13 protein-coding genes are annotated in these 13,129 nt (G+C 67.1%); 8 read left to right on the top strand and 5 right to left on the bottom strand.

What is annotated here, in order from left to right; genetic code table 11:
• Window positions 1-108: 108 nt before the first annotated feature.
• Window positions 109-1,143 (bottom strand): hypothetical protein, encoded by a 1,035-nt coding sequence (locus ACIHAX_RS08225; RefSeq protein ID WP_397276504.1) that lies wholly within the window; start codon window positions 1,141-1,143, stop codon window positions 109-111.
• A gap of 287 nt (window positions 1,144-1,430) precedes the next feature.
• On the opposite strand from ACIHAX_RS08225, the gene ACIHAX_RS08230 reads away from it, so the two are divergent.
• The 4 genes from ACIHAX_RS08230 (at window position 1,431) to ACIHAX_RS08245 (ending at window position 5,712) form a co-directional block, all read left to right on the top strand.
• On the top strand, window positions 1,431-1,973 hold the full coding sequence (locus tag ACIHAX_RS08230) for an AAA family ATPase (protein ID WP_355078059.1): 543 nt from the start codon (window positions 1,431-1,433) through the stop codon (window positions 1,971-1,973).
• 397 nt (window positions 1,974-2,370) lie between these two features.
• Window positions 2,371-3,087 carry a metal-dependent hydrolase gene (locus ACIHAX_RS08235; RefSeq protein ID WP_397276506.1) on the top strand — a complete coding sequence of 239 codons (717 nt, stop codon included), beginning with the start codon at window positions 2,371-2,373 and terminating at the stop codon, window positions 3,085-3,087.
• Window positions 3,088-3,429: 342 nt separating this feature from the next.
• Window positions 3,430-4,428, top strand: a complete 999-nt coding sequence (locus tag ACIHAX_RS08240) for an SMP-30/gluconolactonase/LRE family protein (protein ID WP_397276508.1) — start codon at window positions 3,430-3,432, stop codon at window positions 4,426-4,428.
• Window positions 4,429-4,464: 36 nt separating this feature from the next.
• On the top strand, window positions 4,465-5,712 hold the full coding sequence (locus ACIHAX_RS08245; RefSeq protein ID WP_364435004.1) for an alpha/beta fold hydrolase: 1,248 nt from the start codon (window positions 4,465-4,467) through the stop codon (window positions 5,710-5,712).
• A 42-nt stretch (window positions 5,713-5,754) separates the two neighbouring features.
• On the opposite strand, the gene ACIHAX_RS08250 is transcribed toward ACIHAX_RS08245, so the two are convergent.
• The gene (locus ACIHAX_RS08250; RefSeq protein ID WP_355078027.1) at window positions 5,755-6,852 is read right to left on the bottom strand and encodes a hypothetical protein; all 1,098 of its coding nucleotides are present in this window, start codon (window positions 6,850-6,852) and stop codon (window positions 5,755-5,757) included.
• A gap of 339 nt (window positions 6,853-7,191) precedes the next feature.
• Here ACIHAX_RS08250 and ACIHAX_RS08255 point away from each other — a divergent pair, with 339 nt between their 5' ends.
• From ACIHAX_RS08255 to ACIHAX_RS08265, 3 genes are all read left to right on the top strand, one after another.
• Complete coding sequence (locus tag ACIHAX_RS08255; protein ID WP_397276511.1) at window positions 7,192-8,511, top strand: family 1 glycosylhydrolase; 1,320 nt, start codon at window positions 7,192-7,194, stop codon at window positions 8,509-8,511.
• Window positions 8,512-8,606: 95 nt separating this feature from the next.
• Window positions 8,607-9,428 (top strand): proteasome subunit beta, encoded by an 822-nt coding sequence (gene prcB / locus ACIHAX_RS08260; RefSeq protein ID WP_397276513.1) that lies wholly within the window; start codon window positions 8,607-8,609, stop codon window positions 9,426-9,428.
• A gap of 564 nt (window positions 9,429-9,992) precedes the next feature.
• On the top strand, window positions 9,993-10,772 hold the full coding sequence (locus tag ACIHAX_RS08265) for a hypothetical protein (RefSeq protein WP_397276515.1): 780 nt from the start codon (window positions 9,993-9,995) through the stop codon (window positions 10,770-10,772).
• Here the strand turns inward: ACIHAX_RS08265 and ACIHAX_RS08270 are convergent.
• Window positions 10,769-11,164 carry a VOC family protein gene (locus ACIHAX_RS08270; RefSeq protein ID WP_397276517.1) on the bottom strand — a complete coding sequence of 132 codons (396 nt, stop codon included), beginning with the start codon at window positions 11,162-11,164 and terminating at the stop codon, window positions 10,769-10,771. The two genes, ACIHAX_RS08265 and ACIHAX_RS08270, sit on opposite strands and share 4 nt — an antisense overlap.
• A 63-nt stretch (window positions 11,165-11,227) precedes the next feature.
• Here ACIHAX_RS08270 and ACIHAX_RS08275 point away from each other — a divergent pair, with 63 nt between their 5' ends.
• Window positions 11,228-11,425 (top strand): hypothetical protein, encoded by a 198-nt coding sequence (locus ACIHAX_RS08275; protein WP_397276519.1) that lies wholly within the window; start codon window positions 11,228-11,230, stop codon window positions 11,423-11,425.
• Window positions 11,426-11,452: 27 nt separating this feature from the next.
• Here ACIHAX_RS08275 and ACIHAX_RS08280 read toward each other — a convergent pair whose 3' ends face one another.
• Both ACIHAX_RS08280 and ACIHAX_RS08285 read right to left on the bottom strand, forming a co-directional pair.
• A complete protein-coding gene (locus ACIHAX_RS08280) occupies window positions 11,453-12,751 on the bottom strand; it encodes an NtaA/DmoA family FMN-dependent monooxygenase (RefSeq protein ID WP_397276521.1) in 1,299 nt (432 codons plus the stop codon).
• Window positions 12,752-12,882: 131 nt separating this feature from the next.
• The gene (locus ACIHAX_RS08285; RefSeq protein ID WP_355078034.1) at window positions 12,883-13,062 is read right to left on the bottom strand and encodes a hypothetical protein; all 180 of its coding nucleotides are present in this window, start codon (window positions 13,060-13,062) and stop codon (window positions 12,883-12,885) included.
• Between the last annotated feature and the right edge of the window lie 67 nt (window positions 13,063-13,129).

Here is a 13,129-nt window from a genome sequence, read left to right on the forward strand (position 1 = left end):
CGCGTAGCCGTGCGTTACGACGATGTGGTCGTGGTCGGTGTCCGCGCCGGTTCGCGGCTCGGCGCCGGGCCCAACCCCGAAATATGACCCGGCGTCGAGGAGGCGGATTCAAGCCAGCAAGTCCGCGAGTTCCGCGTGCAGATCCAGCAACGTGGAAATCTGACCGGCCGGACGGCGGCCCATACCGCACTCGGTGGCGATGCCGAACTCGCCGACCACCGAGCGGGCAGCTTCGATCCGTGCCAGCGCGCCGGCACGGCCGTCGGTCGCGTGCACCAGCCCGAGGTGCAAGTCCGTTCCAGATGGCAAAACAAGATCGGCGAGAGGCTTGAAATAGTCGGCATCGGTACGCGAGCGCGGAACCGGCAGGTGAATCCAGTCGACCCGCCGCTCCAGCCCGCCCAGGATACGGCCGGCGACCGCAGCCAGCTTGCCGGTATCGGCGGGTTCGGCGAAGTGCCGGTGACCGAAATCGCCATAGCAGAGGTGATAACCAAGATCTACCGACTCGGGCACAGCACCGCCCAACCGAACGAGCCGCCGCCCCACTTCCTCGAGCTGCGTCGGGTAGTCGGAGCCGAACCACGACGGGAAGACGCCCTCGAAGATGGCGAACTCCACCGCGGCATCCCACTGCACCGCAAGATCTTCCGCCGGGATCGTGCCGAGGATGACGGCGAGTTCGTCGAGCAGCCGCGCCTCGTACCTGCGCTCCAACTCGCCCTGCGGACCCGCGACGAACGCACCGATCACCGCGATAGGCGTTGGCAAGCTCACCTGGAACCGAATGCCCGCGGGGATCGTCCCGTCCTCACGCAGCCGGTGGAAGACTCGCCAGGATTCCAGCGCCGCCTCCGCGTAACCCAAGGGACCGAAGTCGATCGACGCCGGGTCCACGCCGGGCTTGGGCCGCACCCGCTCGCTCGGCCCGTACTCGGGGCTCGGCGGCGGAATGGTTTCCAGGTCCGGATGCGCCTGCATCTTGGGCAACTGCCACACTACCCAGTTGTCCCGAACTCCGGTCTCCCCATCCGGAATGCGCTTCAAGTGCTTGCCGATTCGCCGCGCCGCCTCGGTGAAGACTGTTTCCGCATCCGCCAACGGCACACTGCCGCACAGATGAACTCCGCGCCCCTCACCCACCACAACCTCCTCCGCAGGGCCTACCACTGGTTGAGCCGAACTGATCGAAACCAGACATTTGCCACGCTCCGTCCAGACGTCCGGATCGAGATATAGCTATCGATCATCTAGCGCTATGCGATGCAGCGTATGCGCGGAGTGCGAAGTGAGATCCCCAGGTCTGGGAACCATCGGCGATAGGTTCACTGGCCGAACACTCCTCCTTCCGGCTTGCCGGTCATGGCGCTGCGCAACGAGAATCAGGCCCGCCGACTTGTTCTTCTCGATCGCCCCGGAGGTTCGTCGCCATCTGCGAACTACTCGTTCTCGTCAACGGACTACCAGGCTCCGGGAAGTCCACCTTGGCTCCGGCGCTGGCGCTCGAACTCGGTGCGCACTTGATCACGCGGGACGCCATCAAAGAGGCGCTGGGCTCAGGGCTCGATCACACCGCGGTACTACCGAATATCGGGGCGATCGCGACAGAGGCCGCCTGGGCGCTGGCCGCCGCGCTTCCCGGTGTCGCGCTGATCGACTCGTGGTGGTTCAAACCCCGAGATGCGCGCTACGCCGCCAACGGCATCGTGAAGTCGGGCGCGACGCGAGCAGTGGAGGTCTGGTGCTCGGTTCCGCCGGAGCTCGCCCGCGACCGATACCGCGGCCGTACACGTGCCGCCCTGTACCACGACGACGCGCACCTCGCGCACGACTGGGACCACTGGGCGCGCCTGGCCGAACCGCTCGCGCTCACGCCGGTCGTCGCCGTCGACACCACCGGCCCGGTCGACGGATCCGACCTCGCGCGCCGGATCATGGCCGCAGCGACTGTTGCCATCGGCGACGTCCTCTAGAACTGGATTCACATCACGCCTGGTCCCCCGGCCTCGATGCTGCTCTGGTTTGAGTCCGGCTGGGTCGGAACTTCGGTGGTAGGTGGGAATGATGCATATATACGCAAAGGAACGTATCGCAATTTTTTTCCTCACGCGCTAATGCACGTGCACCACGGATCGTTTCAAGCGACGCTGATGATGTCGCGAGGTATGCATGAACGGTTCTCACGCCCGCATCCCGCGCTGAACCGGATTGTCCACCTACAGAACGTTTTACGCATCGCCACGACTCTTACCAGCACTCCCCTACCTCATTTCCGCGCAAGCCCGAACGCCGGACACGCTTCCCGCACGACTTCCGACCTCGCACAGCGGCATTCGCGAACCGATAGCAAGCTGAACTAACGTTCGAATCGTGCTTGGACATTCACATGCGACCAGTGGCGCGTTGGCCTGGTCGGCGGCAGCGGCGACGCTGCCGGTCACGATCTTGACGTTTCCGGCTCTCCAGGATGCGACGGGACATCTCGGTACCGTCGATCTGCTGCTCGGCGTCTTTCTCACGGCCGGGGCCGCACTGCTGCCAGACGCGGACCACCCCGACGGGACCATCTCGCACACTTTGGGTCCGATCACGCACACCGCATGCAAGCTCATCTCCTGGGCCTCCGGCGGCCATCGCGGCGCCACGCACTCCCTGGCCTTCGTCGCGGCCGCCGCCTACGGCACGTGGGCCGGCGAGCACTGGCTCGGGCACTGGTTCACCCTGAGCCTGGTCTTCTTCCTCCTCGCCCTGGCTGTGCGCGCACTGCATCTGTGCCCGTCCGGCAACAACTTCAAGGCATGGGGACCGATCGTCGTGCTCGCCTCCGCGGGCACGTTCGCCATGGAACATTGGATCGCCGACAAGCCGGTCTGGCTGCCGTTCGCGGTCGGACTCGGCGCACTGGCCCACCTGCTCGGCGACTGCCTCACCGAGCGCGGCTGCCGCCTGTTCTGGCCCTTCGGCCTACGAGTCAGCCTTCCCGTCATCGAGCGCACCGGGAACAAGGTCGAAACCTTCATCGTCGCACCGCTTTTCACGGTCGGTACCCTGGCAATTCTCTGGTACACCATCACCCACCAGCCCTGACGTCTCGATGCCGCTGCCCAGGCCGCCGCGCTCCCGGCGGCGCGATTGCCGCGACAGGCGGCCTGGGCAGCAGCGTGAGAGGCCGCCCGTTCCGCTCCGCGTAGTCGTCGCCGATCTCGGGCGCTCCCCTCCCCCTTCAATGCTGCTTTGGTCTGTTCGGGTTGAGTGAGTCTGGCTGGAACGATGAGGATAACATTCGTAGATGCGCATATCTACGTATCGACATGGTTCTACGCAGTCCGTACGCATCCGTCCTTGGCACCTCCGCCTCCGCCCATAAGCGGTCCCCGACCGCGCACCGTTTCTCGGAGACCTCCGCACTCCCCCGGCTACCCTGATGCCATGCTCGCCTCGACCATGCAGCCGCAACGCTGGACACCACCGCGCTCCCCCGCACGAGCGCATCAAACTCGTAGTGCTCCACCTCTTCCCGACATCCGGCGCCTCGAGCTGCCTGGTGCCGGCCCGGAAGATGTCGTCCTCTCCCCCGACGGCAGGATCATCGCGGGCGTCGAAGGCGGTGCGGTCCTCAGCATCGATCCGGCGACCGGCGACGTCCGCGAACTCGCGAACACTGGAGGCCGCCCGCTCGGTCTGCACGCCGACACCGACGGGCGCGTGCTGATCTGCGATTTCGAACGTGGACTGCTGGAGCTGGACGCCGAGGGCGGGCTGAACGTCCTGGTCGACGAAATCGACGGCGAGCGACTACGGTTCGCCAGCAATGTGGTGCGCGATGCCGACGGCACGATCTACTTCTCGGCGTCGTCGCGCCGGTACTCGCTCGACGAGTACATGGGTGACATCCTGGAGCACTCCGGCACGGGTCGCCTGTTCCGCCGGGACCCCGCGGGCAACGTGGAGACGCTCATCGACGATCTGCAATTCGCCAACGGCGTGGTCCTGGCACCCGATCGCTCCAGCGTGGTCGTCGCGGAGACCGGCGGCTACCGTCTCACGCGCTATTGGCTGACCGGCCCGAAGGCGGGAAAGCAGGAACGTTTGATCGAGAATCTGCCCGGATTCCCGGACAACCTCGGCCTCGGCAGCGACGGCCTGATCTGGATCACGCTTCCTTCGCCGCGTAATCCGTTGCTGGATCGCCTGCTTCCGCTGCCTGGCATTCTGCGGCGCATCGTGTGGACGCTGCCGAAGTGGGTGCAGCCGAAGCCTGCGCGGACGGTGTGGGTGCTGGCGGTCGATTTCGACGGCAACGTCGTGCACGACCTTCAGGTCGAGGGCACCGACTATTCGATGGTGACCGGCGTGGTCGAGCAGGACGGCGTGCTGTATCTGGGCAGTCTCACCGAGGCGGCGGTGGCCGTGTCGCGGGTGCCGTAGGGTTCATTTTTCAGTGCACACTTGTACACTGAGGTTGTGACGGAGGATGTGCCCCAGCGGCAAGCGGAGGTCAGGGCGCTGGCCCGGCTGGCCGGTGACGAACTCGGCGGTGCGGTCGACGGGATCGCGGCCGTGCACCGGGCGATCGCGCAGCGCGTGTTCGCGGCGGTGCGGTGGGGCGTGGGGCCTGCGGCGGCTCCGGTCGAGTTGATGCACGATGCGATCGCGGAGAGCGTCTACCGCGTGGTCGGTGGATCCGCGGTGGCGGCGGGCATGGTCGCGGAACGGGCAGCGGATCTGCCCGGCGTCGCACCGTCACGCACGGTGTACGGCTCGGGATTGCTGGCCGCGCTGCAGGGTTTGATCGGTGATGATCTCGAACGGACGCGGCCGATTCTGGCCGGGCCGATGACGTTCCGGATCGACGGCGCTCCCGTGCCCGCGGAGCTCGTCGGTGCGCGCGTTCAACGGCCCGCCGCGCACATCGTGGTGTTCTTGCACGGCTTGGTGGAAACCGAGCACGCGTGGGGTCTGGGCGGCGGGCCGACCTATGCCGAGCGTCTGGAGTCCGATACGGGATGCACGTCGTTGCAGGTCCGGTACAACACCGGTCTGCATATCTCGGAGAACGCGGCGCAGTTCAGCGAGCTGATGCAGGGCTTGGTCGACGGGTGGCCGGTGCCGATCGAGCGGGTGTCGCTGGTAGGTCATTCGATGGGTGGGTTGGTCGCCCGGGGTGCGTGCTTTGTGGCGAGTGAAGCCGGGGTGCCGTGGGTGCGGCGGGTGCGCCACGTGGTGTGCCTGGGTTCACCGCATATGGGCGCGCCGCTGGAGCAGTTGGTGCATTACGCGTCGGCGGCGCTGGTGCGGTTTCCGGAAACTCGTCCGTTCGGGCGGCTGTTGCGTCGCCGCAGCGCGGGTATCCGGGACCTTCGGGACGGCTCCCTGGTGGACGAGGATTGGCGTGATCTGGACGCCGATGCGCTGCGTCGCCGGGCGGTTCGGGAGGTTCCGCTGCTGCGGGACGCGGAGCATTATTTCGTTACCGCCACGGTCACGAGGAATTCGCGGCATCCGCTGGGGCGTGTGATCGGTGACGGGCTGGTTCTCACACCGAGTGGTGGGGGCCGGGCTCGGACCCGGCGCATCGGGTTCGATGTCGACAAGGGTATGCATGTCGCGTCGGCGCATCACTTCACGTTGCTCAATCACGCGGCGGTCTACCGCGCGTTGCGTACCTGGTTGGCCTCGGAATCGGCTGGGTCCGATGAAGTTTCTCGCTGAACTCCCGGCGGGGCAGGGCGTGGCCGTGCCCCGCCTCGGCGTTCAGAGAAGGTCTTCGGGGTCGGCGTCGGCTTCGAGGCGCACGTCTTCGGCGAAGCGGCTTTCGGTTTCGGCGTCGTCGTGCTCGGTGTGGGCGGCGTAGAGCAGCAGGCAGCCGCGGATACCGTCGAGGAGGTCTTCCAAGAGGTCGAGAGCGGGGCGGGCGGGGTCGAGTCGGCTGATGCGGAAGCTGGTGAGCATTGCTTCGCGGGTGTCGGCGTCGACGCCGAATCGGTGGGCTTGGGCTTCGATGTCGGCGACGCGGGCGACGAGGCTCCAGGGGGCCGGGACGCGGCCTTCGTGGACGGCCATCGCTTCGGCGATCAGGTCGAGGACGACTTCGGTCGGGGTGTCGCCTGCGGCGAGTCGTTCGAGGACGAGGGTGGGTGTCTCGACTTGGAGTGCTTCGATGTCGTCGGCTTCGGCGACGACATCGGTGGTGGCTACGTTCGCGGCCTCGCCTGCGACTTCGGCGGCGGCGTAGAGCCAGTGTGCCGCGGCGACGGAGGCGGAGGCGGGGTCGAGTTCGGTGAACAGTTCGATGCTGCCGAGTGGGTCGTTGCGCAGGAGTGCGTCGGCGGCGTGGACCTGGGCCGGGGATACGTCGGGGCGGGACAGTTCGACGGCTTGGCGGGCGCGGCCGGAGAGGTCGCCGCGTTCGGCGGATTCGATGGCTTCCTGTTCGGTGCGTACCTCGGCGGCGACGGTTTCGAGCAGGGCGGCGTGGTCGATGTCGTGCAGGGTGCGGCCGATGCGGTGGGCGGATTCGACGACGCCGCTGTAGGAGACGAGCAGTCCTTCGTCGGTGGGCAGGTGGGGATTGCGCAGTCCGGCTTCGACTTCTTTGAAGTTGCGGCGTTCTTCGGCGCGGCGCCATGCTTCGCTGTTGGGGACGTCGGGGTCGCCCGCGGCGCTGGCGGGGTGGGTGTAGGTGCGCCATTGGAACCGCGAGAGGGTGGTGAGGTTCGACGCCAGATCGGTTGCCTGGTCCGTGGTCACCTGCGGGGGCAGGGTGGCCACCGTCTGGGCGAGGTCGCCTCGTCCGGTCGCCCAGGTGGCGACGAGGGCGGCGCGGTCGGCATCGAATGCGTATCTGGTCACCTGGGCAAGTCTGGTCGATCGGCGGCGGATGCGCTCGGTCAATTGATTCGCTTGTGTGATGTTGTGCGGCGTTTCCTGGGGACGCGCTGGGAGGATGGGGCTATGACTGTCGATCATGGTGATCCGGGCGGCGGCTCTTCGGCAGCCGAGGCGGCGAGAACTATTGCGGCCGGGTCGAATACCGCGAGGTCGGCGAGTGCGGCGGAGGATGGTTCGCCGTGGGCGTGGAGTTGACGCGGCGGTCGGGGTCGGGGTCGGCCCGGATTGTGACGGTTGTGGGATCTACGACACGCGAGTTCTTCCCCCGATCGCCAGCAATCTCACAGTTACGCTACGGCGATGCGTACACGCACTCACCGGCGCGGGTTCGCCGCGTTGTCGGCCGCTGCGGCGATGCTGATGGCTTCGGGGGTTTCCGCTGCTCAGCCGGGCCGGGAGTTGCCCGCGTTCGGTAGGGATTTCTTGTGGGGCGTGGCGTCGTCGGGGTTTCAGTCCGAGGGTCATGCGCCGGACAGCAACTGGTCGCGTTTCATCGCGTCGGGTGGGACGGCGGATCCGTATCTGGATTCGGTGGACTTCGCTCGCCGCTATCTCACCGATATCGATCTGGCGGCGCGGCTGGGTGTGCGGGTGTATCGGGTGGGTATCGAGTGGGCGCGGTTGCAGCCGGCGCCGCATGCCTGGGATGAGGCGGCGTTCGGGTTCTACGACGATGTGATCGCCCGGATCGTCGCGGCGGGGATGCGGCCGATGCTGACGTTGGATCACTGGGTGTATCCGGGGTGGGCGGTGGATCGGGGCGGGTGGCGCGATCCGGGCATGGTGGAGGATTGGCTGGCGAACATGCGCAAGGTGGTGCAGCGGTATGCCTCGCGTGATCCGCTGTGGGTGACGTTCAACGAGCCTGTGGCGTATGTCGGCACCGAGTTGCGCACGGGCGGGATCGGTGTCGATGAGGCGCCGGTGATGCTGGATCGGATCGCGCAGGCGCACAACGAGATCTACGACGTCATCCACGGTTATCGGCCGGGTGCTCAGGTGACCAGCAATCTGGGGTATGTGGCGGGTGCGGAGACGGAGGTGAATCAGCCGATCGTGGACCGGATTTCGGCGAAGTTGGACTTCATCGGTCTGGACTATTACTTCGCTCCGTTGCCGCAGACCGTGGAGGCGGCGCAGGGCGGTGCGGAGGGGGGTCCGCCGATGTGGGAGCTGCCGGTGCATCCGGAGGGTATCTACTACGCGTTGCGGCATTACGCGCGCCAGTTTCCGGGGCGGCCGCTGTATGTGGTGGAGAACGGGCTTCCGACGGAGAACGGGCAGGTGCGCCCGGATGGGTATACCCGCGCCGATCATCTGCGGGACACGGTGTATTGGTTGCAGCGGGCGAAGGCCGATGGGATGAATGTGGTCGGCTACAACTATTGGAGTCTGACGGACAACTATGAGTGGGGTTCCTACGCGCCGCGGTTCGGGCTCTATACGGTCGATGTGCTGACCGATCCGACGTTGGCGCGCCGCCCGACCGATGGGGTCGACGCGTATGCCCGGCTGATCCGCGCGGGTGGTGTGGCGCCGGATTATCGGCCGACGCGGGCTCCGGTTCCCTGTGTCCACATCGATGCGGCGGAGACCTGTGTCGGGGAGGATCCGGCCTAGCGCGGTTGTCGCCGGGTGGTGGTGGGGTTCCGGTAACGTCGGGCGGAAGTGCACGTGTTCGCGGGTGGGGCACGCTCCGCCCGGAGAGGTGATTCATGACGACCGATAGTCACCTGCCGCTCGGCTTGCGGTACCCGGCGGCGTCCTTCTCGGAGTATCTGCGCCGGTATGCGCCGCGGTTGTTGCCGGATCCGGATTTCGGCGGTGGCGCGAGTGGTGTCGCGCCGCACGGGACGACGATCGTCGCGATCGGTTATCGCGGTGGTGTGCTGGTGGCGGGTGATCGGCGGGGCACGATGGCGCATCTGGTGTCGACGCGCGATATGCAGAAGGTGTTCATCACCGACACGTATTCGGCGGCGGGTTTCGCGGGCACGGTCGGGATGGCGGTGGAGATGATCCGGTTGTTCGCGGTGGAGCTCGAGCATTACGAGAAGATCGAGGGAGCGTCGCTGACGTTCGACGGCAAGGCCACGAAGTTGTCGGCGATGGTGCGGGCGAATCTGCCTGCGGCGCTGCAGGATATGGCGGTGATCCCGGTGCTGGTCGGCTACGACCCGGACGCTGCGGAGCCGGAGCGGGCGGTGCGGATCGTGTCGTATGACGCGGTGGGTGGTCGGCAGGAGGAGCGTTTCGGTTACACGGCGGTCGGTTCGGGGTCGGTGTTCGCGAAGTCGTCGTTGAAGAAGACCTATCACCGTGCGATCGATGCGGAGGCGGCGTTGCGTCTGGCGGTGCAGGCGCTGTTCGACGCGGCCGATGACGATACCGCGACGGGTGGCCCGGATCTGTTGCGCGACATCTATCCGACCGCGGTGCTGGTCGATGCCGACGGCGCGGTGGAGGTGCCGGAGGAGCGTCTGGCGCGGATCGCCCGGGCGGTGGCGGATGCGCGTGCGGCCGCGGAGGGGCACTAGCGGCGGGATGTCCGCTTCGGGCGGTGCTGCGGGGAATGCGTTCGGGCGGCGGGGATTCGCGAATTTCCGGCCGTGTCGAGTTCGTGCCGCGTGAATTTTGTGACCGACGTCCTAGTGCTGTCTTGTTAAGCGTGTCACAGCAATCGGGGCGCGGCGCGTTGGGCATCGTCGCGGTGAAATCTGTGAATGTCGAGTTCAACGCCGTGCGCGAAAAGTTACTCGCCGGTTGGGTCACTCTTCGTCGGTAGGCCGTGGGAGCTGCGGCGATGCGTGGGAGATCGATCACGCTTGCCTGCTGTCGCGCAGCTGCTTACGGTGATTTTCGTCGATGGCCGATGATGCCCGATCGAATTCATCTTATCGATGTGCCGCGATATTCGGCTTCTGGGGCAATTCCACTGTTATCGCTCTGGGCGGCAGAGTTATTCATGCGGCACCGGCGAAACTGGAGCAATGGTACAACCAACCCCCTGGCAGGCAAGCAAGACGCGCGACCGTCGGAGCCGTGGCTCCGGAGGCACCGGACGCGGGGCGACGCCACCACGGGGTGTGGATTGGGGCTTCTTGTTCGCCGCGACCGCGAGCGCGGTCGGCTTCGCCTTGCTGTTCCAGCCGTGGCTTTCGGCGTCGGGTTCGGGTGGCGAGGCGCGCTCCGACGCGTTCGGCCGGGTGACCGGGGCGACCAATGGTTTCGACGAGTGGTCGGTGTCGAAGTTCCGTGACGTGAACATCAGCGGCGCCTGGGGTCTGCTGGCCGCGGCAGCGATGGTCGTCACCGTGTTCGCGGTGGTGGCGCAGCTGCGGTTGCGGACCCGCGGGTTCGCGCACCTGGTGGTCGGCTCCAGTGTGCTGGCGGCGATCGTGGTGCTGAGCGCCTTGCTGTACCTGGATGCCAGGGGGCCGGAATTGCGGATCCTGGTCGATCCGGGTGAAGGTCTCGGCGCGGGGTTGCTGCACCGTATCTTCGGCGAGGGCGGGTCGGGCAGCGGGGAACGGCGTATGGCCAGCGCCGGACTCACGCCCGTGGCGTTGGTCGCCGGCGTGCTGAGCTGCGCCGCCGCGGTGGCCGCGATCGCGCAGGGCGCTCGCCGCTACAGCCTCAGCCCGATGCGGGCCCTGTCGTGGTTGGTGACGCCGCCGCCCGCCGAGCCCGAGCAGACCGCGGCCGTCGCGGCGACGCCGCGGCCGGCGGTACAGCCGACGCCGGACGCCGCCGAGCGGCTGCTGTGGGACGAACTGGTCTTCGATGACGACTTGGTCGCCAACGTCACGTGGGTGCGGAACACGAACCCGCCGCGGCCGGAAACCTCAGGGCATCGGTCGACGCCGGTCCTCACCCGCTAGCGCCCGATGCTGTGGTCCGGTCCCAGTACGCGCGCTCGTGTCTCGGGCGACCACTGCACATATTCCAGCTCGGCTCCGTCGGCATGCCGGACGTAGACGAATGTCCCGGTGGCGCTGGTGAGTGGTCCTGCGATGAGTTCAGCGCCGCAGTCGGTCACCGTCCGCAGCAGAGCGTCGAGATCATCGACGATGACCGGGCCGACGGTGGTCCGGTAGCGCTCGACATCGTCCGGGTGGCCCGCGATCAGCAGGAAGTCGCCGACGGCGGCGAGTTCGGCGCGCTCGAAGCCGAAACGGAGATCGGCCTTCGCTCCGGCCAGCCGTTCGTAGGTCGGCAGGGCGGTGTCGAGGTCGGTGACGAAGACTCTGGCATAGGTTTTCAGGATGCGCACCGGTCCGACGCTAGGCGCGGATCGGCACGACCGGCAGTACGCACTCGAAGGTGAGTGGTGAGGGTGTCCGAGACCGAGGAGCAGCAGGCCAGGGCGGTCGCCCGGCGTGTTTTCGCGGCGCTGTCGACGAAGTGGGCGTTGCGGGTGCTCGAGGAGATCGGGGACGGCGAACGCCGTTTCGGCGAGTTGCATCGGGAGACGAGTTGCTGCGGCTGGTGCACGGTATGTGCGCGTGGTCGCGCGCCCATCTCGCCGAGTTGATGTGACAGCGGCTGCGTGCCGCACGTGTCAGTCCGGTAGCGGGGGTAGTTCGAGGTTTTCGCGGAAGGTCGCGCCGACGTAGTCGGAACCGGTGATGCCGCGGCGGCGTAGTTCGGGCAGCAGTCCGTTGACGACGAAGTCGCGGGTGCGTTCGTCGGCGAGTCCGCCGAGGGAGATTACATCGAGAACGCCTGCGTCGTAGCGTTCTTCGATCGCGTCGGCGAGTTGTTCGGGGGTGCCCGCGACGGCCCAGTGGCCGGTGTCTTTGGCGGCGATGATCAGCTCTCGCAATGTCTTTCCCGACCGTGCGAAGTTGCTGAAGATCTCCACGCGGCCGCGTCGGCGGTGCACGGAGGCCACGTCGGGGAGCACGTTGTCCGCGAGGGGCTTGTCCAGCGGCAGGCCGGACAGGTCGACGCCGCCGCCGAGCATGTCGGCGAGGGCGGCGCGTCCCGCTTCGAAGTCGGTCGCCTCGGCCTGTTCCCGCGCGAGGCGCTTCGCTTCGGCTTCGGTGGCGCCGTAGGTGGCGTGGAACGAGCTCATGATCAGCGGCAGGCCTTCGGCGCGGCCGAGTTCGCTCGCGCGTGCGCGAATGCGTTTGGTGTAGGTGACCGCGTCTTCGAGCGTCGGCAGTGAGGTGAACACGACCTCGGCGAATCGCGCGCCCAGTTCGATGCCGCCCGCCGATTGCCCGGCCTGGAATTGCACGGGTCTGCGCTGCGGTAGGGGCGGGATGTTCAGCGGTCCACGGACGGTGAAGTACCGCCCGGCGTGATCGATGGGCCGCACGCGGTTGGCGTCCAGGATCGCGCCGCCGCGCCCGTCGGGAGTCAGCGCGCCGGACTGCCAGCTGTCGAACAGGGCGTTGACCACCTCGAGGGATTCGGTGGCGCGGGCATACCGGTCTTCGGGGCTCGGCAGATCCTGGTCGCCGTAGTTCTCCTCCCCCACCGAGGAAGTCACCGCGTTCCATGCCGCGCGGCCGTTGCTGATGTGGTCGAGGGTGCCGAAGAGCCGGGCGAGGTTGTAGGGGTGGTGGAAGGTGGTGGTCACCGTGGCGATGAGGCCGACGTGCGAGGTGACGGCGCTCAGCGCGGACAGGAAGATCAACGGTTCCTGGGCGCCGATGGCGCCTTGTGCGCCGAAACTGAGCAGGTCGGCGGCGAAGAGGGCGTCGAATTTGTGTTGTTCGGCGATTTTCGCGATCTCGATCGATGACGCGATCGTCGTGGCGGACGGATCGATGGCCGCCGCGTACACGCTGACCGCACCGCTGACTCCCGTGACGGTCTTCAGGGGCCGTCGTCGCCCACCAACTTTGCCCATTGCGGCGACGCTACCGGTGCGCACCGCTGTCGTAACGGGTTGCGATCAGCGAGATGTTTTCTGTCCGAGCGGAATTTGCGGGGCGGTGCCACAGAGGTGATGTGGCATGGCTTCGTACACCGGGGCCGATCCTAGGCCTGTTCTCGCCCGTCGCCGTGGTCCTCGGCGGGTGTCCGGTCCGCGCGCGGCACCCGTACCACTCCGGTGTCGAGATCGATGTCGAACCGCGGTGTATGGGTCTGCCCGTCGCTGTCCTCGCTGCCCTCATGGTTCAGCTTCTTGCCAGGAAACAGCTCCCCGATGACGCCCATACGATCACCATACGCGCGAGCGGTATCCGACCGAGTCCGGCACGGCGCATCCCCGCCGATGGCGTTC

The organism is Nocardia sp. NPDC051929, assembly GCF_044548645.1.
In the GTDB taxonomy this organism is placed as follows: Bacteria; Actinomycetota; Actinomycetes; order Mycobacteriales; family Mycobacteriaceae; genus Nocardia; species Nocardia sichangensis.